The organism is Neolewinella sp., from assembly GCF_965214665.1.
Taxonomy (GTDB): Bacteria; Bacteroidota; Bacteroidia; order Chitinophagales; family Saprospiraceae; genus Neolewinella.
Genome location: NZ_OZ243970.1, coordinates 1,841,261 through 1,860,669 on the forward strand (window position 1 = coordinate 1,841,261; position 19,409 = coordinate 1,860,669).

The 19,409-nt window shown below is 60.8% G+C and carries 16 protein-coding genes; 9 read left to right on the forward strand and 7 right to left on the reverse strand.

Annotated elements, in window-relative coordinates; genetic code table 11:
• Nucleotides 1–98: 98 nt before the first annotated feature.
• On the forward strand, nt 99–2,846 hold the full coding sequence (locus ACOOHD_RS08220) for an alpha/beta hydrolase family protein (protein ID WP_420461088.1): 2,748 nt from the start codon (nt 99–101) through the stop codon (nt 2,844–2,846).
• Nucleotide 2,847: 1 nt separating this feature from the next.
• Here ACOOHD_RS08220 and ACOOHD_RS08225 read toward each other — a convergent pair whose 3' ends face one another.
• Nucleotides 2,848–3,603 carry a biotin--[acetyl-CoA-carboxylase] ligase gene (locus ACOOHD_RS08225; RefSeq protein ID WP_420461089.1) on the reverse strand — a complete coding sequence of 252 codons (756 nt, stop codon included), beginning with the start codon at nt 3,601–3,603 and terminating at the stop codon, nt 2,848–2,850.
• Between the two features lie 66 nt (nt 3,604–3,669).
• Between ACOOHD_RS08225 and rsfS the strand changes: the two genes are divergently transcribed.
• The 4 genes from rsfS to aceK all read left to right on the forward strand — a co-directional run bounded on the left by rsfS (nt 3,670) and on the right by aceK (nt 11,360).
• On the forward strand, nt 3,670–4,062 hold the full coding sequence (gene rsfS, locus ACOOHD_RS08230) for a ribosome silencing factor (RefSeq protein WP_420461090.1): 393 nt from the start codon (nt 3,670–3,672) through the stop codon (nt 4,060–4,062).
• Between the two features lie 66 nt (nt 4,063–4,128).
• Entirely contained in the window at nt 4,129–6,120 is a 1,992-nt protein-coding gene (ftsH, locus tag ACOOHD_RS08235; protein WP_420461091.1) for an ATP-dependent zinc metalloprotease FtsH, read from the forward strand.
• 123 nt (nt 6,121–6,243) lie between these two features.
• On the forward strand, nt 6,244–8,820 hold the full coding sequence (locus ACOOHD_RS08240) for a sigma 54-interacting transcriptional regulator (protein ID WP_420461092.1): 2,577 nt from the start codon (nt 6,244–6,246) through the stop codon (nt 8,818–8,820).
• Complete coding sequence (aceK, locus tag ACOOHD_RS08245) at nt 8,817–11,360, forward strand: bifunctional isocitrate dehydrogenase kinase/phosphatase (protein WP_420461093.1); 2,544 nt, start codon at nt 8,817–8,819, stop codon at nt 11,358–11,360. The genes ACOOHD_RS08240 and aceK overlap by 4 nt, the downstream gene beginning before the upstream one ends.
• A 48-nt stretch (nt 11,361–11,408) precedes the next feature.
• Here aceK and ACOOHD_RS08250 read toward each other — a convergent pair whose 3' ends face one another.
• The 3 genes from ACOOHD_RS08250 to ACOOHD_RS08260 are packed head-to-tail and all read right to left on the reverse strand — an operon-like array spanning nt 11,409 to nt 13,242.
• Nucleotides 11,409–12,242: a hypothetical protein gene (locus tag ACOOHD_RS08250; RefSeq protein ID WP_420461094.1), complete on the reverse strand. Its 834-nt coding sequence runs from the start codon at nt 12,240–12,242 to the stop codon at nt 11,409–11,411.
• Nucleotides 12,239–13,033: a DUF6338 family protein gene (locus ACOOHD_RS08255; RefSeq protein ID WP_420461095.1), complete on the reverse strand. Its 795-nt coding sequence runs from the start codon at nt 13,031–13,033 to the stop codon at nt 12,239–12,241. Before ACOOHD_RS08255 ends, ACOOHD_RS08250 begins: the two co-directional genes overlap by 4 nt.
• On the reverse strand, nt 13,030–13,242 hold the full coding sequence (locus ACOOHD_RS08260) for a hypothetical protein (RefSeq protein ID WP_420461096.1): 213 nt from the start codon (nt 13,240–13,242) through the stop codon (nt 13,030–13,032). The genes ACOOHD_RS08255 and ACOOHD_RS08260 overlap by 4 nt, the downstream gene beginning before the upstream one ends.
• 85 nt (nt 13,243–13,327) lie before the next feature.
• Between ACOOHD_RS08260 and ACOOHD_RS08265 the strand changes: the two genes are divergently transcribed.
• Complete coding sequence (locus tag ACOOHD_RS08265; RefSeq protein WP_420461097.1) at nt 13,328–14,596, forward strand: hypothetical protein; 1,269 nt, start codon at nt 13,328–13,330, stop codon at nt 14,594–14,596.
• On the opposite strand, the gene prmC is transcribed toward ACOOHD_RS08265, so the two are convergent.
• From prmC to ACOOHD_RS08280, 3 genes are all read right to left on the reverse strand, one after another.
• The gene (prmC, locus tag ACOOHD_RS08270) at nt 14,568–15,410 is read right to left on the reverse strand and encodes a peptide chain release factor N(5)-glutamine methyltransferase (RefSeq protein ID WP_420461098.1); all 843 of its coding nucleotides are present in this window, start codon (nt 15,408–15,410) and stop codon (nt 14,568–14,570) included. The two genes, ACOOHD_RS08265 and prmC, sit on opposite strands and share 29 nt — an antisense overlap.
• A 110-nt stretch (nt 15,411–15,520) precedes the next feature.
• Complete coding sequence (gene dcd / locus ACOOHD_RS08275; protein ID WP_420461099.1) at nt 15,521–16,057, reverse strand: dCTP deaminase; 537 nt, start codon at nt 16,055–16,057, stop codon at nt 15,521–15,523.
• Between the two features lie 142 nt (nt 16,058–16,199).
• A complete protein-coding gene (locus ACOOHD_RS08280; protein WP_420461100.1) occupies nt 16,200–16,874 on the reverse strand; it encodes a hypothetical protein in 675 nt (224 codons plus the stop codon).
• 87 nt (nt 16,875–16,961) lie between these two features.
• On the opposite strand from ACOOHD_RS08280, the gene ACOOHD_RS08285 reads away from it, so the two are divergent.
• Genes ACOOHD_RS08285 through ACOOHD_RS08295 form a run of 3 tightly spaced genes read left to right on the forward strand, consistent with a single transcriptional unit; the run spans nt 16,962 to nt 19,388 of the window.
• Complete coding sequence (locus tag ACOOHD_RS08285; protein ID WP_420461101.1) at nt 16,962–18,239, forward strand: asparagine synthetase B; 1,278 nt, start codon at nt 16,962–16,964, stop codon at nt 18,237–18,239.
• 35 nt (nt 18,240–18,274) lie between these two features.
• On the forward strand, nt 18,275–18,763 hold the full coding sequence (locus ACOOHD_RS08290; RefSeq protein WP_420461102.1) for an asparaginase domain-containing protein: 489 nt from the start codon (nt 18,275–18,277) through the stop codon (nt 18,761–18,763).
• A 10-nt stretch (nt 18,764–18,773) separates the two neighbouring features.
• A complete protein-coding gene (locus ACOOHD_RS08295) occupies nt 18,774–19,388 on the forward strand; it encodes a 1-acyl-sn-glycerol-3-phosphate acyltransferase (RefSeq protein ID WP_420461103.1) in 615 nt (204 codons plus the stop codon).
• Nucleotides 19,389–19,409: the final 21 nt, after the last annotated feature.

The window sequence follows — 19,409 nt, forward strand, 5'->3', positions numbered from 1 at the left end:
TCGAAGCGTCCCTGGGAGCATAGCGACTTGGGACCTTTGAGCGTCCGGTTGAGGTCCCAGTCAACTAAACCGACCCAAGCATGTCGTATTTTCGCACCATGAAGCCCCCCCACCCCCTCACGCTCCTGGCCCTTCTCCTAGTCTGCACCTGCGTACGCGCCCAAAAACCCATCACGGTGGCCGATATGCAGGCCTGGAAAGAGCTGCGCGGAGAAGCCCTGAGTGCCGACGGAAAATATGTCGTGTACCGCCTGGAACCAGACCTGGGCGACAGTCAGACCGTGCTCTACGATGTGGACAACGCCCGCCAGCAACACTTCCCCCGGCTGGAAGATGCCCAGTTTACCTACGACGGGCAGTACCTAGTAGGGATGCTCAAGCCCACGCGCGATACGGTGCTGCACTACAAGCGTTTAGAGGAAGCGAAAAAACTCAAAGAAATGGACACCCTGGTGGTGTACACCCTGGCCACGCAGCAGCAGCAACGGTATCCGGGTGTGTACGAGGTGAAGCTTAGCGAGCGCTCCGCCGACGTGTTTGCCTATACCACAGCCTCCCTCCTGCCCGATAGCTTGCGTAAGGACCTCGACGAGGAGGCCCGCCGACTGGTGGTACGCCGCTTCGCTAATCCCGATAGCTTCTACCTGGAGGGGGTAATGGACTTCCGCGTGGCCCGCGACCGTCCCATCGTGGTAGCTCAGCGGACGGCCAAGGACAGCACCTGGACCGACGGCGTACTGCGTATCGACCCCGCCGACCTGGAGTGGCAGAGCCTGAGCACCGGACCGGCTAACTACGCCGGGCTCACCGTGAGCTATGACGGCCAGCACGTCGCCTTCCTGAGTAGTGAGAAAGACGACGAGCACAAGCAGCCCCCCTTTCAACTCCACTACTGGTCAGCGGGTAGCGACTCGGCCTACATCGTGACCGGGCGCGACATGGCCTGGCTACCCCGCGGCTACCGGATCAGCGACGACCGGCGGCCGGAGTTTAGCGCCGATGGCAAGTACCTCTTCTTCGGTACTACGCCCCGGCGGCCGGAGCTCGACAGCACCGACCTGGCCAGCGAGGTTGCCGACGTAGAAGTGTGGACCACCGACGATCCCCTGCTCTACACCCAGCAGAACAATCAACTGGAGCAGGACCGCAAGTTCACCTACCTGGCCGTGTACCGCACCGGTGTCGACGAATTTGACCAGCTGGCTACTACGGACTACCCGGAAAGCAGCCGACCGGAAGAGGGCAAGGGCAATTATGTGATGCTGTACACCGACAGCCCCTACGCTAAGCAGACGATGTGGGAGGGCGGTCCGGCGGCGCGCGACATCGTGCTGGTCGATCTGCGCAGCGGTGAGCGTACCGACATGGTGCGGGGCGAACGGGGCTATTACGACTGGTCGCTGGAGGGCAACTACGTGAGTTGGTACAATCCGGGGGACTCGGTCTACCGCGCCTACAACGTAGCACGCAAAAGCTTGGCCACCCTCACCTCCCGCGACATCGGCACCTTCTACGATGAGCGCAACGATCAGCCCAACGACCCTTATCCCTACGGTGTGGCCGGCTGGACGGAGAACGACGAGTCTATGGTCGTCTATGACCGCTACGATCTCTGGCGCCTGGATCCCGATGGCACCGACACCCCCAAACGACTCACCAAGGGCCGCGAGCGGGGGGTGGAATACCGCTACCAGGACCTGGACCCCGAACGCAAGGCCCTTAAAGAGCCTATGGTGCTCACCACCCAGGTCGACAGTACCTACTACGGCGGCTTCGCCCTACTGGAGGATGGAGAGGTAAGCGAGCAGACTAGCGGCCCCTATGTCTACAACGATTTCCGCAAAGCCCGGCAGGCCGAGCGCTATTTCTACACCCGCGAGAGCTACACCGATTACCCTAACCTGCGACTAACCGACGCCCTCGACGGCGAGGCTACCGTGATCTCCGACGCCAATCCGCAGCAGGCTGACTTTAACTGGGGCACCGTAGAGGAATACCGCTGGATCGACCACGAGGGCCGCGAACTGCGCGGCATCCTGGTTAAGCCCGAAAACTTCGACTCCACCCGGCAGTACCCCCTGATCGTCAACTTCTACGAGCGCAGCAGCGAGGGCATCTTCCGCCACCGTACCCCCGTGCCCGGCCGCAGCTCCATCAACTACCCCCACTACGCCAGCCGCGGCTATGTGATCTTCAATCCCGACGTAGTGTACCGCGAGGGCTACCCCGGTGAGAGCGCCTACAACTGCGTGATGAGCGGCATCAGCAGCCTGCTCATGCACGGCTACATTGATAAGGACCGCATCGGACTACAGGGCCACAGCTGGGGTGGCTACCAGGCCGCGTACCTGGCTACGAAGACCGATCTGTTCGCCGCCATCGAATCCGGCGCACCGGTAGTCAATATGTTCTCCGCCTACGGCGGTATCCGCTGGGGCACGGGCCTGAGCCGGCAGTTCCAGTACGAGCGCACCCAGAGCCGCATCGGCGGTACCCCCTGGCAGTACCCCCTGCGCTACCTCGAAAACTCCCCCATCTTCACCACCGATAAGGTCAACACCCCCGTTCTAATCCTGCACAACGACGAAGACGGGGCCGTACCCTGGTACCAGGGCATCGAGTGGTTCACTGCCCTGCGCCGGCTGGGCAAACCCGCCTGGTTCCTAAATTACCGGGGTGAACCCCACTGGCCGGTTAAGGTACCTAACCGCGCTGATTTTCAGACGCGTATGGCCCAGTTCTTCGACCACTACTTACTGGGGCAGCCCATGCCGGTGTGGATGCAAAAGGGCGTAAGCCCACTCGAGCGCGGTATCGACCAGAACCTGGAGTTGACGGTAGAGTAAGCTAGACCAGCCAGCGTACCTCCTGCTGGGCAAATTGCCGGGTCGTGTCGCCAGTTCGTACAAGCAGACGACCGTTCGGCACTACCCCTTCCACCCTGGCTCGTAGCCGTTCACCGGTCGCAGTGACCGTGAAGTCCACCCACTCACCCCGCCGGTAGAGTCTCTCCTGGTAGGCCCCGTGTAGTTCGGAGTAGCGCCGGGTAGCCAGCAGTTCGTAACGCGCGCTAAGGGCATCGAAAAGGGTGGTTTGTACCGCAGCAAGGTCTTGTGTCTTCCCGAGGTGTTGCGACAGGGAGGTGGCGCTGCGGGCCAACGGCTCCGGAAAGTCTCGTTCATTCACGTTAAGCCCGATGCCCGCCACGGCCCACTGCACCTGCGTGCCCCGCAGTCCATTTTGCAGAAGAATGCCGGCAATTTTTTGCCGTCCGACGTACACATCGTTGGGCCACTTAAGGCATATCCGCTCCGTTGGTAGGTAGACCGCTACGGTATCCGCCACGGCCAGCGCGACGAACTGCATCAGGGCAAGCAGGTGATTGACTGTCAGTCGGTCAGGCCGTAGCAGCAGGCTAAGGGTCAAATTGGCACCCGGACTACTGTGCCAGTGGTTGGACCCCTGTCCGCGACCAGCTGACTGGGAGTACGTGGTGTACACGGCTCCGTGGGGCGGCGGCGCGCCGGTGCTAAGATCTTGGAGTAGGGCGAGGTTGGTGGAGGCTACGCGGCTGAACGCCCTGGCAACTTTAGGAACCAGCACTCTGTTTTGAATGTACATTTCCTAAGGGAATGGTTTTTGCTACCTTACAGTACCCAAAGCATCAGTTTGAATACATCCACAACGACTACGCGTAAGGCCCTGAGCCCGAATCTGGAACAGCGGCTGGACGTAATTCTGGATAGCATCCAGGACATCAAAGGTAAAAACATCGTGCGCCTCGATCTGCGCAAGCTCGACGACCGGCCGGCGGAGTTCTTCTTCATCTGCGAAGGGGAGTCGACCACCCAGGTCAGGGCCATTGCCGAAAACGTACACCGGCGCATGAAACACGAGCTCGGTGAGATTACCAAAAACCCCATCGGCAGCCGTCCGGCTAACTGGGTGTGCCTGGATTACTTCGACACCGTAGTGCACGTTTTCTACCCCGAGACCCGGGCCTTCTACCAGATTGAAGAGCTGTGGAGCGATGCCGATTCTACCGAATACGAGAGCGCCTAAGGGCCGCTCGTCCAAAATATGTGCGGCCCGCCAACGAAAAGCACTTCCGCACGTTAGCCATAAGATATGAGCACAAACAATAAGAATTCCAACCCCGAGGAAACCGGCGGTCCGAAATTCCAGAGCTACTGGATCTACGCGATCATGTCCGTAGTCCTGTTGGCCCTCGTGCTAACCAACTGGGGCACGGGAGCCTCCAGCGAGATCCAGCTCAATCGCCTCAATGACATGATCAAGGACAATGCCGTCCAGTCGATCAAGCTAGTCAACGGAGACCGCGCCGAGATCTACATCAAGGCGGACAAGAAGTCGCAGCCCGCCTACGAAGACGCCGCCCCCGAGGGCATGGGTGGCTCGCGCTACGATTATTACCTGGAAGTAGCCGACCCCGGCTCCTTCAACGACTTCATTAACAAGGCCTACGAGGAGCAGGGCGTGCCCTTTGCCGACCGCGTGCGCGTCGACGCCGAGCGCCGTACCGATTACCTCGGCAATGCCCTCCAGTGGCTACTACCCCTGGCCGTCATCGCCTTCATCTGGATCATCCTGATGCGCCGCCTCGGTAGCGGTGGCGGAGGCCCCGGTGGACAAATCTTCAACATCGGTAAATCCAAGGCCACCCTCTTCGATCAGAACAGTAAGGTGAACATCACCTTTGCCGACGTAGCCGGTCTGGATGAGGCCAAGGAGGAAGTGATGGAGGTTGTAGACTTTCTGAAAAACCCCAAGAAATACACCGCACTCGGTGGTAAGATTCCTAAGGGCGTACTGCTCGTAGGCCCTCCCGGTACCGGTAAGACGCTTCTAGCTAAGGCCGTGGCCGGTGAGGCCGGTGTACCCTTCTTTACCATGTCGGGTTCCGACTTCGTGGAGATGTTCGTCGGCGTAGGTGCCAGCCGCGTGCGTGACCTCTTCAAGCAGGCCCGGGAGAAAGCCCCCTGTATCATCTTCATCGACGAGATCGATGCCATCGGTCGGGCCCGCGGCCGCGCCAATATGCAGGGAGGTAACGACGAGCGGGAAAATACCCTCAACCAGCTGCTGGTCGAAATGGATGGCTTTAGCACCGACAAGGGCGTCATCCTTATGGCCGCCACCAACCGGCCGGACGTGCTGGACTCGGCGCTCCTACGCCCCGGCCGCTTCGACCGCCAGATCGGCATTGACCGGCCCGACCTGAAGGGGCGGGAGGCCATCTTCAAGGTCCACCTCAAGACGATCAAGACCAACAACACCGTCAACGCCGAAGTACTGGCCGAGATGACGCCTGGATTCGCCGGCGCCGAGATCGCCAACATCTGCAATGAGGCCGCTCTGATTGCCGCCCGCCGCAATCAGGACAGCATCGGTCTGGACGACTTCAATTACGCCCTCGATAAGGTCATCGGCGGACTGGAGAAGAAGAACAAGCTCATCTCGCCCGACGAGAAGAAGATCATCGCGTATCACGAGGCCGGTCACGCCATCTGCGGCTGGTTCCTGGAACACGCCATGCCGCTGGTCAAGGTGACTATCGTACCGCGTGGTGTTGCCGCACTGGGATATGCTCAGTACCTGCCCAAGGAGCAGTACATCACCCGCACCGAGCAAATGCTCGACATGATGTGCATGACCTTCGGGGGTCGCGCCGCCGAGGAAGTGGTGTTCAATAAGATCAGTACCGGAGCCCAGAACGACCTCGATAAGGTGACTAAGATGGCATACGATATGATCACGGTCTACGGTATGAATCCTGAGGTCGGTCAGGTCAGCTTCTACGGTATGAGCCGCGACGCCTACCAGCGCCCTTACTCCGACGAGACGGCCACCCTGATCGACGATCGGGTACGTGATCTGTTGCAGGGGCAGTACGATCGCGCCAAGCGGTTGTTGATTACTAAGCGCGATGCGGTCAATAAACTGGCCGAGGCCCTGCTCGAAAAAGAGGTACTCAGCCGCAAGGACCTGGAGACGCTGATCGGCCCCCGTCCGGCAGATGCCGAAGAAGGATATCAGGAATGGGCCGGCGTAGTAGATAATGCGCACGACTCCGATAATAACGGTCTGATTACCCCTTAGTGATCGGGCACGGCGTTTCCCGGCGAAGGCTCCACGAGTAAGCTTGTGGAGCCTTCGTCAGTTTGACCCACCGCTTACCGGTGATTATGCTATCTTCACGGGCCTAAGAACCTAGCGCTACACTTGCCTCTAGCTGATCCAGCACCCGCCGTTGACGCCCTGCTGCAGATGCACCAGGATGCCTTTGACCTCGTCAGTGAGGGGGTGCTATGGGTAGACGTCACCGGCCGGGTACAGTACGGCAACGAGAGTGCCGCTACCCTGCTCGGCTACTCCCGCAACGCCCTTCAGCGCGCTAGTTACTTCGAGATCAACCCCCACTTCAGCATGCTGGGGTGGAAGCGTTTCTGGAACCGCCTGCAGGAAAACCAGAGCGAGCGGTTGGATACCGAGTTCGTGAATGCCGATGGCAAACTATTCAGTATTCGGGGGCGGGCCGGCTTCGACATTTATAGCATCGATCCGGAATTATGCCTGGTCGTCTTTCAGGCCACGGAGGCCGGCAAGCGCGACGCCGACCTACTGGAGGTGGTGCAGCGCGACGGTAAGATCGGCGCCTGGGAGGTCAACCTTACCACCAATCAGGTCTACATCGCGCCCCTCATCCGCTGGTGGTTGGGCTTGGTAGCGGACCGCCCCTTCTACCCCGCCGGTGAGTTCGTAGCCCTGATGCAGGAGCGGGTATTACCCTCCGCTTATCCGGATCTACGTAGCACCTACAAGCAGCTCAGAGACACCATCAACCAGATCGAGGTGCAACTGCCCGTACGGACCACCGCGGCGGATAAGCAGACCGCTCCTACGGTGTACACCATTCGGGCGCAGTCGGTGGAGAATGAACTGGAAGTGTACAAGGTGTACGGTACCCTCACCCGGAGCGACGATGCCCCCACGGCCGCCATTTCAAACACCCAGGCCGGTGACGAGCTTTTCCGTACGGCGCTGGATCGGCAGTCGGATGCCGTCTTCGTCGTTGCCTACGCCGACCGCAGGATCACCTACGTCAACGACCAGGCTACGGAGCTGACGGGCTACTCCCGCAGCGAACTCATCGGTAGTCCAGCCTCCCACCTATCTGACCCCGCCCGTACTGAACAGATCAGTGCCCTGTACGATCGGGTGCGTGAGCGCAAGTACGTAGAGCTACAGAGTGCCACGGTACACCGCAATGGAACGCACCAAACGACCCTGTCGCGGATCTACCACCACGAGCGTGGCGAGGAGGAGTTTCTGATCGTGATCACCCAGGACATCCGGGAGGAGACCCAGCTCTCGGAGAACCTCCAACTCTACAGCAAGACCCTCAATGCCCTTAACGAGTGGGTCATCTGGCTTAACCCCACCAGTGAGATCGTGCTGCTCAACGAAGCCGCCCGCCGCAAGCTCCGCCGCAAGACCAGCCGTCCCCTGGAAGGCCTGAGCATTACCGAACTGATGCCCGACCTGGAGATTCCCGCCCTAGCCGATATCCGCCAGGAGCAGATCGACGGGCGCTTCCGCTCCGCCGTCGACTACATCTATTCCACCCCCAGTGGCGATGACCGTACCCTGCAGGTGCGCTTCGCCCAGGTAGCCGCCGGGGCGCAGTACTTCCTCTGCCTCATCTGCCGCGACGTTACCCTACAGTACAACAACAAGCGCCGCTTGCAGAAGACCAAGCGCCGGGTCGACGAGCTTACGCGCCAGCTCCAGAGCGAGAACGAGGCCCTGCGTGAACAGGTGGAGCAGGTCAACGCCAGTGGGCCCATCATCACCGTATCGCGCAAGTACCAGCAGGTACTGGCCCAAATCGCTCAGGTCGCCGACACCGATGCCACCGTGCTGGTGACCGGCGAGACCGGTACCGGTAAGGAATTGCTAGCCCAGTCGATCCATAAGTTCAGTCGCCGCAGCCGCAAACCACTCATCAGCGTGAACTGTGCCGCCCTACCCGAATCCCTCATCGAGAGCGAACTTTTCGGGCACGAGCGCGGGGCCTTCACCGGAGCCATCGCGCAGAAAAAAGGGCGCTTCGAGCAGGCCGACGGTGGTACCATCTTTCTGGACGAGATTGGCGAGCTGCCCCTCGACATGCAGGCCAAACTGCTGCGGGTGCTCCAGGAGGGAGAGATACAGCGTATCGGCTCCACGGAGCCCATCCTGGTGGACGTACGCGTGGTGGCCGCCACCAACCGCGATCTGGAACAAATGATTGGATTGAGCAATTTCCGCGAAGATCTTTTCTACCGCCTCAACGTCTTCCCAATTCACAACATGCCGCTGCGGGAGCGCAAGGAGGACATTCCGGTACTTATCAAGCACTTCGCCAAGGTGTACTCCGACCGGATGGGCCGCAACATCACCCACATCAACCCCAGCGACATCGAGACGCTGACCAACTATGAATTTCCCGGCAACGTAAGGGAGCTCATCAACCTGGTGGAGCGGGCCGTGATCACCTCCACGGCCTCCACCCTCAATTTGAAGTCAAGCCTCAACGCCCTGCGGCGTCCGGACCGGAACGGTGAGGAATCCTTCCGCAGCGAGAAGATCATCCCCTTCGAGGCCATGCAGAGGCAGTACATCATCGAGGCCCTTAAACGCACCGGCGGTAAGGTGACCGGACCGGGCGGGGCGGCCGAGCTCCTGGACCTCAACGGCCGTACGCTAATGTCGAAAATGAATAAGCTGGGCATCGACCGCAATAAGTTTACCGGGTGAAACGGCAGCTCGAGCGGCCGGAGCTGGTGCTCTTCGAAAGTGCTCTCTTTCGCACCGTTACTACCCTGCTCATCGGCGAGCGCTACCTGCTGCTCGTCGATCCCAACTGGCTACCCGACGAGGTAGACCACATTGCCGACGTGGTAGCCCCGCTCAGCGAAGGCCGGGAGTGTTTCCTGCTCTTCACCCACTCCGACTACGATCACATCATCGGCTACGGCAGGTTCAGCCACTTTCACACCGTCGCCTCGGAGGCCTTTGCTCACACGACGGACCGGGAGAAGGCCCTCCAGCAGGTTACCGACTGGGACGATAGCAACTACATCATCCGCACTTATCCCCTGGTGTACCCCCCCATCGACCGGCCCATCGCCGGGCAGGGCACGGAGCTCACCCTGGGCGAGGATGCCTACACCTTCTACCAGGCTCCGGGCCATAATGCCGACGGCCTCCTCACCTTCAACCGCAGCCGGGGTATCCTCATCGTGGGAGACTACCTGAGCAACGTCGAGTTTCCCTACATCTATCATTCGATCGCCGAGTACCGCACTACCCTCCAAACGCTGGAGGAGCTGATTCGCGGTGGCGGGGTCAAACTGCTCGTGACCGGTCACGGCGATCACACGACCGAGCAAGAAGAGATGCTGCACCGCATCCGCGAGTCGCGGCAGTACATCGACGAACTGGTGCGCAGCGTGCGGGAGGGTACGCCCTTCGATCTGGACCGGCTGCTGAGCCGGTACGAGTTTCCAACTATCATGCAGAAGTTCCACGCCGGAAATGTGGCTCTTGCGAGTAGCCTTGCACCGGCGTTCCCCGCCCTGCTGCACTACGAGGTGGCGCAGCGGATCCTCACGGGGTACATGAGCTACTACTACCGCTTTAAGCTGATCACCAAGCGGGCGCGCATACGCTTCGAGCGGCGCGACTGGCACGGTACCCAGGCCGATGCCCGCAGTCGGATTGCCCTGTACCGCGATGAGGTGGCCGCCACTACCCAGCAGCTACAGGAACTGATGGCGGGGCAGCGGGAAGACCATCATTTCTGGGCCAAGGTGCGCGACGCCTACGCCGAGGATATCGCCCACTTCAACACCCGTAATATCGCCGAGACCTTCTTCAACTCGGTGTACCGCTACACCTACGGCATCGGGGCCGATGCGGCGGTGATGTTCGTGGTGCGCACGGGTAGCTACCGGGAGTACCGGGGGCTTTCTACCATTACCTACGACTTCGCGCTGGGAGCGTTTGCACTGGAGGGGATTGTGCGGCAGGTGCTGGACCACTTCCCCTTCGACGTGGCCTGGGACGACCGGGAGCGCGACATCCAACTGGTGGCCGAGCGCTGGCAGGCCTTCGTGCGGGAGCGCGGGGGGCGGCACCCGGGTGATCAACTGGAGGTGCTACAGTCGGTGTTTTATCGCAATAAGACCGCCTACATCGTGGGGCGTTTCCTGTCGCGGGGCGCGGTGTTTCCCTTTATTCTGCCCCTACTGCACCCGGTGGGCCGCGGCGTACTAATCGATGCCCTGCTGCTGGAGGCTGACCAGGTGGTGTCGATCTTTAGCTACCACCGCTCGTACTTCCTGGCCGACATCAGCGTGCCGAGCGATATGGTCGATTTCCTGCAGACCTTCATGCCCAGTAAGCGCATCAGCGAGCTGTACAATGCCATTGGTTTCGAGAAGCACGGGAAGACGGTATTCTACCGCGAGTTGCTGCGGCACTTCAATCGGCACCCGGCCCCCGAGGAGGCCTTCGTGAGTGCTCCGGGCATTGCGGGTATGGTGATGTACGTCTTCACCACCCCGAAGCTCAATATGGTCTTCAAGGTGATCCGCGACCACTTCGCCCCGCCCAAGCAGGTCACCCCCGAGACGGTCAAGGCCCGCTACGAGCTCGTCAAGCGCCACGACCGCGTGGGCCGCATGGCCGATAGCTACCTTTTCGAAAAGCTGGCCCTACCGCGCGACCGCTTTAGCCCCGACTGCCTGGCGGAGTTGCTGGACACCGCCCCCTCCAAAGTGGAGGTCCTCGAGGACTGCGTCCTGCTGAGCCACGTCTACATCGAAAAGAAGATGACGCCGCTCAATCTCTACCTCCAGACCGCCACGGACGCCATGGCGCAGAAGGCCCTACGCGACTACGGCCGCGCCATCAAGCAGCTCGCCGCGGCCAATATCTTCCCCGGCGACCTGTTGCTCAAAAACTTCGGCGTCACCCGCGTCAACCGCGTGGTGTTTTATGACTACGACGAGATCGAGCACGTCACGGACTGCAATTTCCGCCACATCCCCGAGCCCCGCACGCCGGAGCAGGAAATGGCCTCCCAGCCCTGGTACTACGTGGGGCCCCGCGATGTGTTCCCGGAGGAGTTTCCCGGCTTCCTCATGCGGGCCGGCCCCCACCTTAGCTACCTACGCCAGCAGCACGGCGAGATCTTCGACGCCGATTTCTGGAACGACGTGAAGCAGCGCCTACTGGCCGGTGAGATCATGGATGTGTTTCCTTACCGGACTGGGTGGCGGTTTTTGCAGTAAGCGTCCGACGGTTGCAACAAGCGTCCGACGGTTGCAACCGTCGGACGCTTATTCAGCCACCACCCGCCACCTAGTCCGCAGCGTGGCCGTCTCCCCGTACCGCAGCTCCCGGTAATCGCCCTGCAGTTCCAGCTCCGTGAAGCCACGCGGGGGGTCGATGTACACCTCCAGCGGGGCCTGCCCCGGCGCCACCCGGTAGAAATCCTGCACCACGGTATGCTTTTCCAGCACCAGCCCGTCGACGTGATAGCGCACCGGGATACTATCCAGATCGGCGAACACCTTCGCGGGCTGAGCGTGACGGTCATCTAGGAAAATGATACGGAAGCTATCCTGCGACTCCACTACCTCATCGCTTTGTTCCGTGCGTACAGAGTCGGCAAAGAACTCGATGCGGCCGGCGTAAGGAAGTCGCGTGACCTCCCAGGCGGCGACGGAGCGGGCAGTATCGCCATTATAAGTGAGCCAGTAAGTGAGTCCAATATCGGAGTCAGGACCGAGGCGGTAGCGCTTCTGAAAAACCAGTCCGCTACTGTCTTCCTTGCCCATAAGCAGAATCGAGTGCTCATCTACTTTCTGTACCGTATAGGGTTCACGGTCCAGGGCGGCGGGGGGCGGCCAGTTCCAGTCGGCTTGTGGACTCGGCCAGGCGGTGCTGCCGTAGGTGAAGCCCATACTGTCGCGCACCACGTTGAGCAGTTCCCGATCGCCGTACTTCAGGCTGGTCAGGCGAGCGCCGTAACTAGGGTCGACGGTCAGGCTGATCGCGTCGCGGGTGAGTGTGATGGGCCCGTCCTGGGGCAGGTCATCCTCGGGGGCGGGGCCGCAGGTGCAAAGTAAATGGAACAGGATAAGGAAGCTAGAAACGCGAAGTACCATCATGGGGCGGGGGGCTCGACCGGCGGCGGGGGGGGTTCGTCCGTCGGTTGCAAGCTAACGTAAACGATATTTAGGTTGCGTACCTGACTGAAGGGGATGACCAGGAAGTTGCCCGGCATATTGTAGTAACGGGGATCGTGCGAGCGATCAAAGGGTTGCAGTTGGTTGCCCGCGGGGGGGTCAGGCACGATGTCATCCCGGAAACGACGGCGGTACACCTTGCTGATGAAGATGCGGTCGATCCCCTGATCTCGGTTCAGGCTGTAGTTGTTGAGCTCACCGGTGTAGAGGATGTCGCCCTCGCCCCCACTGACCACTACATCCACCTGTACGAAGGCAAGCAACTTGCGGCGCTCGGGGCTAAGGACCCGGCCACTGAAGTACTTATCCCAGTCGTTGTAGATACGCAGGAAGCGAAACTGCTCGTCCCACCCCCGGCGCAGTACCACATACTGCCCGAGCATACCCAGCAGCCCACCCAGCACGCAGAGGAGTAAGATGTAGAGGATAAAGGGCGTCAGGCTGCGCTCCACGACCGCCAGCGCCGTGTCGTCTACACTTCCCGCGAGTAGCAGATATAGGGTGCGGGTATCCGGACCGCTACCAAGGGCCGCAACGAGGTTCCCCCCCAACAGGTGAAGGAGCAGCGAGGGGACGAGAATAAACACCGCCTCACTCAGCAGACTGAAGTCGACGGTCTTACGTAGCGTCTCACTACGCAGGTAGAAGTACCGAAAGATAATACCGGGAAGTAAAAAAAGTACGAGCAGAAGCGCCCCCAGGGCTAGACTCATGCCTCAGCGGAGGTACCTGACTCGGAGGGGGAGGACTCCCCGTCGATCCGCACCTCATCCAGGGGCACGGCCCGGTAGCGGCGCCCCTCGAACTCGAAGGTGGCATCCAGACCGCTCTCGGGCCGGCGGGCGGCGATGGCTGCCTTGACCGCAGCGCGCTGGACCTTAGGGGGCATGCGGCGAAAGAGTTCGGACTGTGGAGCATCCATGGTACGTAGCTTTGTGGCTAAGTTAGTGTTTAGCCAGTAAACGCGCTAGCTCGCCCGCGGGTTCCCATTACCTTCGCACCGCCCGATGCCCGACCACCTGCTGCAACTCGCCCCCGACGGCAAGACCCTCGAAAGCGGCCGCCGCCTATTTTACAGCCGGCGCTGGCGGTTGCTCGGTGGCGACGGCCAGTGGCTCTGGGGCGAGTTCGACGTGAACAGTAAGCGACCCATCGAGTCGACCGTGCAGGTAGTCGAGGGGAGATTTTACTGCACCTGCCGCGCCCGCGCCCGCCCCTGCGCCCACGGACTGGCCCTGGTGCTGCTGCTCAAGAACAATCCCGACCGATTTACGGTAGGCCAGCCCCCGGATTGGTTCCGCTCGGTACAGCACCAGGCCACGCGGCCCGCCCGCGTTATTAACGACATCACCAGGGCCGACGACCGCCTCACCGCCCGCCTCGAACTCATGGATAGCGGTGTAGACGAGCTCGAACTGCGCCTGCTCGACGTAGCCCGCCGGGGGCTGGCCGATACTCAGGCACAGGGCGGCGATACCTGGCTGGCCACCGCCGCCCGCCTCACCGACGCGAAGCTGCCCGGTCTGGCCGGAAAGCTACGTCGACTGGCCACCCTGGGTACGGATGGTACCGAACAAGAACTGGCCCGCACCCTCGGCGATGTGTACCTCTTCCTCCGGGCCTGGCGCATCCGCGATGAGTTCCCCCGGGAGCGGCGCGAGGAGCTCTACCAGATCGCCGGCGTCAGTACCAAAAAGGATGAGCTGCTCGGCCGGCCGGCCACCACCGATCACTGGCTGGTGCTCGGCCTGGTGGAGGGGCAGGAGGACCGCCTGCGTTACCGCCGTGTCTGGCTACGGGGCGAGCAGAGTCGCCGCTATGTCCTCCTACTCGACTTCGCCTTCGGGGACTTTCCCTTCGAGCAGTCGTGGCCGCTGTCGGCCTCCTTCGACGGGGGGGTGCACTACTACCCCGGCAGCTACGCCCAGCGCGCGGTCTTTCCTGAACCCCGTCCCGGCGGCCGGCCCTACGACGGGCTGAGTGGCTACGCTAGTTTCAGTGGGATGCTGGAGAATTACCGCAAGGCGCTTGGCGTCAATCCCTGGCTCCTCCAGTACCCCGTCTACCTCGATGCCATACGACCGAAGAAGGGGGGGGAGCAATTTCTGCTGGTCGATACGGAGGGGGTGGCCTTTCCTCTGGTACCGGACTACGAGAATTTTTACCGCTTGCTGGCCGTGAGTGGCGGGGGGGCGATGACGGTATTCGCTGAGTTTGATGGGTACCGGTTGCGGCCATTGAGCTTGCTTACTGAGCTGGGGTTGGTAGCCGCGTAGCCCGTAGCATCCGCCACTTACCCTGCAGGTCCCGCCTCCGCTGCACCTGCGTGTATCCGCCCGCCTGAAACAGCTCCTCTACCCGCTCGCTGTTGAATTCGTTGACCTCCACGTAGACCCGGCCTCCATTCACCAGGACGGACCATCCAATGGTCGCGATGTGACGGTAGTACAGTAGGGGGTCTTCTTCGGGCGTAAAAAGAGCTACCTCCGGCTCATAGCTCAGCGTAGAAGCTCCCATTTGTGCACGTTCTGACGGAGGAATGTAGGGGGGATTAGACACTAGGATATCACATCTTTCACCGGGAAGAAACGCATCGTTATGCCGCATATCGCCTTGGCCGAACATGACGTCTACCCCCAGCCGATCCCGATTGGCCACCGCCACCGCGAGGGCCGCCTCACTGATGTCCCACCCCTCACATTGCCAGACCGGGCGGCGCGACTTCAGGGCCAGTGGGATGCAGCCCGATCCGGTACCGAGGTCTACCACGTTACGCACCTCCTTCCCCGGGTAGTCTTCCAGGATCCACTCCACCAGCTCCTCCGTTTCCGGTCGGGGGATGAGCACGTCGGGCGTCACCTGAAGTTGCAGTCCGTAGAAATCGGCGATACCGGTCACGTACTGCACCGGCTCGCCGGCCAGTAGCCGCTGCAAGGTAGTTTGGGCTAGGTTCTCCTCGTGGGCACTCAACTCCCGCGGCTGCTGCCCTAGCTGATGGCCGAAGAGGTCTTCCAGTACCAGGCGAGTTACGGAACTAGCCTCACCAACACCTAGCCGGGCACTGAGGGTAGTAGTGTATCGCGTAGACAAATCTTGGGTAGTCATAGGAGCAGGAACGGCAGCTATATACAAAAACGAGCGAAGCGAGCATCCCCACCCTTAACCCCCTAACTCCTTTAGCCCTTAACCCCCTTGGTCACCTAAAACTGATTCTTCCACATCATACTTTCCATCGGCCGCTCGCTCACCCGGTTGTACTTCGCCCCCGGCTTCTTGTTGTAGTAGTTTTCGATGTCGCCCTCGACGGCGAAGTAGATGAGCTGTCCGATGGGCATGCCGGCGTAGACGCGCACGGGGTGGGTGCAGCTGATCTCCAGCGTCCAGTGGTTGCAGAAGCCGACGTCGCCCTTGCCGGCCGTGGCGTGGATGTCGATGCCCAGGCGGCCCACGCTGCTCTTACCCTCCAGGAAGGGGACACTGGAGTGGGTCTCGGTGTACTCCAGCGTGACGCCGAGGTATAGGGTATTGGGGTGAAGTACGTAGCCCTCCTCGCCGATTTCCAGCTCCTCGATCTCGTTGTGCTTGCGGGCGTCGAGAATGTGATCCTTGTAGCGGGCCAGGTACTTGCCGAGGTGGACGTCGTAGCTGTTCGTCCCCAGGTTGGCGCGGTCGTAGGGGCGGATGACGATGTCTCCGGAATCGATGGCGGCCAGTATTTTCTTGTCACTCCAGATCATGGGTAGACGCCTTCGGCTGGTTAGACGCTGCGCGGTAGATCGCTTCGCTCGTTAGTGCGTGATCGGTGTGGCAGCTTGGAAGGGGTGGCAAATGTAGCCATTGTCAGGGCACTCTCGGGGGCGGGGCCGCGGGTGCAGAGCTTTAGGCTATCACCTCATACTCCCCCACCGGCGCAAAATCCTCCAGCCAGTAATCCGTGCTGTAGATCGTGATGCGGTAGCTGTGCTCCCCGTCCGCCTCGGATTTGATCTGGTAGAGTAGGTTCTTCGCCGCGGCAAATTCTCCCGCCTTCAGCTCCTCCTCGTAGAGCCGGTGCAGGAGGGCGTGGTCGTTCATAGCCGGGGCCATGAGGCGTAGTAGCAGCGCCGCCTTTGGTGCTTTGAGCAGCGCGGCACCCTCTTCGTCCTTGGCCGTGACGGTAATCACCACCTCCCGTCCGTCCGGCTTGGGGTGGCCACCGTTATAGGCAGCGTACAGCAGGCTACCCACGCGGAAGAAATTGCGGTGCTGCGCCGGTTCGGCGTACTCCTCCCACAGCCGCTCGGTATCCATCTCGTGGCTGCTCTGCTGACGCTGACCCTCGGTCAGGGCATCCTCGGGAAAGACGTACTTCATCAGCAGCTCGGCGGCCTCGGGCTTTTCGAGGTCGGCCAGGGACAGGTAGGCCATGTCTTTGAGCTCCTTATCGGATAGGTCGGAGGTATCGCCGTATTCGGTCAGCTCCAGGAGCTTGCGGTAATCGTCGGTGGTCCAGTCGCCGGGTAGCATCAGGAGGGGCTCGGAGGATACGGGGGTAATCGTAAAGGTGTGTTGCATGCGTACCCAACCCGGCCGGGCGGTGCATGTGCGGTACTGCAACACCCGCGGGGGCTGAGTCGTTACCACAGCTCAAGCCCCCTTGCGATGCTCCGTAGACTTTCTCTTCTTCTCCTGCTGCTGTCCGTAGCCACGGTGGTCCGTGCCTCCACCATCCTGATCCCGATGGACGATACGCAGTCCGACCACCTCAAGGCCTACGGCATCACCTACTGGGTACTGAGCAACAACATCGAGGCCTGGTGGCTGCTCAACTACCGGGGCGGAAGCTTCGCTTTCCAGCACAGCCGGGCCTTCGAGCGGGAGTGCCTGACGCGGGGGGTGAGGTACGAGGTCATCCCTGACGCGCGCTTCAATGGCATCCTGGAGGAGATTGCCAATCCGGAGAAGAATATGGACGCGATGAAATTGGAAAAAGCCCCGAAAATTGCCGTCTACACGCCAGACTACAACTTTCGCGAGGGCACCGACGTGCAGCCCTGGGACGATGCCGTAACGCTCGTGCTCACCTACGCCGAGATTCCCTACGAGACGGTCTACGACAACGAGGTGCTCGACGATAAGCTGGCCGAATACGACTGGCTGCATCTGCACCACGAGGACTTCACCGGGCAGTTCGGTCGCTTCTACCGCAGTTTTCACACCGCCCCTTGGTACCGGCGGCAGGTGGCCTACCAGGAGGAACTGGCGGCCAAGAACGGCTACGACAAGGTGAGCCAGCTCAAACTGGGTGTAGTGAAAAAGGTGCGCGAATATGTCGGCGGCGGCGGCTTCATGTTCGCCATGTGCTCGGCCACGGATAGCTACGACATTGCCCTGGCCGCCGACGGCACCGACATCTGCGCCCAGTATTACGACGGCGACCCCATCGACCCGAACGCTCAATCGAAACTCGACTACTCCAAAACATTCGCCTTCGAGAACTTCCAATTGGAGCGCAACCCCCTAGAATACGAGTTCAGCGACATCGACCACAATCCACGGCCGGTGACCGAGGAGCAGGACTACTTCACCCTCTTCGAATTTAGCGCGAAGTGGGACCCGGTACCGAGCATGCTCACGCAGAACCACGTGCGCTCGATTAAGGGCTTCATGGGCCAGACCACCGCCTTCACCAATAGCCACATCAAGAGTAGCGTGCTGGTGCTCGGGGAAAATAAGCCGGCCCAGGAGGCCCGCTACCTCCACGGACAATTTGGCGAGGGCTTTTTTACTTTTTACGGGGGGCACGATCCGGCCGACTACCGCCACCTGGTCAATGATCCGGAGACGGACCTGAGCCTGCACCCGAATAGCCCGGGCTACCGGCTGATTCTGAATAATATCCTGTTCCCGGCGGCCAAAAAGAAGGAGCGGAAGACCTAATCGCTACCTTCACCCGCTCAAAAAAGGCAGCGACATTGATTCAGGTATTCGTCACGGGGGGCACCTTCGATAAGGAGTATGATTTCGTGACGGGCCGGCTCTACTTCAAAGACAGTAGCCTGCCGAAGATGCTCGAGGTGGGCCGCTCCACCCTCGACGTCAATATTCGCACCCTCATGATGGTCGACAGCCTCGACCTTACGGACCAGGACCGCGAAAACATCGCCAACAACTGCCGGGCGGCAACCACCGATCAGATCCTGATCACCCACGGTACGGATACCATGACCGAGACGGCCCACTACCTGGCGCAGGAGGATATCAGGGGAAAGACCATTGTCATTACCGGGGCCATGATCCCTTACGCCTTCGGTAGCTCTTCCGATGGTTTTTTTAACTTGGGCAGTGCCCTAGCCTTCGTGCAATCGCTCCCGGCAGGGGTATACATCGTCATGAATGGACGATATTTCACCTGGGACGGGGTGCGTAAGAACCGCTCCACAGGTTTTTTTGAGGCTATATAATTGTTAGTTCATGATGTCTCCCGGTACGGCCCGCTTTATGCTCCGGCTAAACGGTATGCGGTTCGTAGATCACAGCGCGGGTAGGTGGCCGAAGAAGTGCGTGGTACCGACCGGCCCCCACACTACCAACCGAGATTTTCCCTACGGTCTGTGGGCCCGTGCGGCTGCGGGGCAGTACATCCAGTTCGTCGCCAAGTCTACCCTGTTCAGGGGGCCGGCCGGCGCGGTGATGAAGTCGTTGGGAGGCGTACCGGTGGTGCGCGAAAAGCGGACCAACTTCACCCAGTCCGTCGCGAAGATCTTCGCCGAGCGCGAGGAGTTCAAGCTCTGCATCGCCATGGAGGGTACCCGCAAAAAGGTGGACCGCTTTCGCACCGGCTTCTACTGGATCGCGCGGGAGGCCGGGGTACCGATGGTCTTTGCCAAGTTCGACTTCGGGAATAAGGTCATTGAATTTTCGGAGCCGTTTTACCCTACAGGGGACGTGCGGGCGGATTTTGACTTTATCTACCGGTATTTTGATGGGGTGCGGGGGTTGGTGCCGGGGAACAGTTTTGTGTATGATCCTGCTGTGCTGGAGGAGTTGCCTCAGGGTGATGCGGCATCAGGTTCACCACGGAGGTAAGGGAGGGTTTCACGGAGGTTT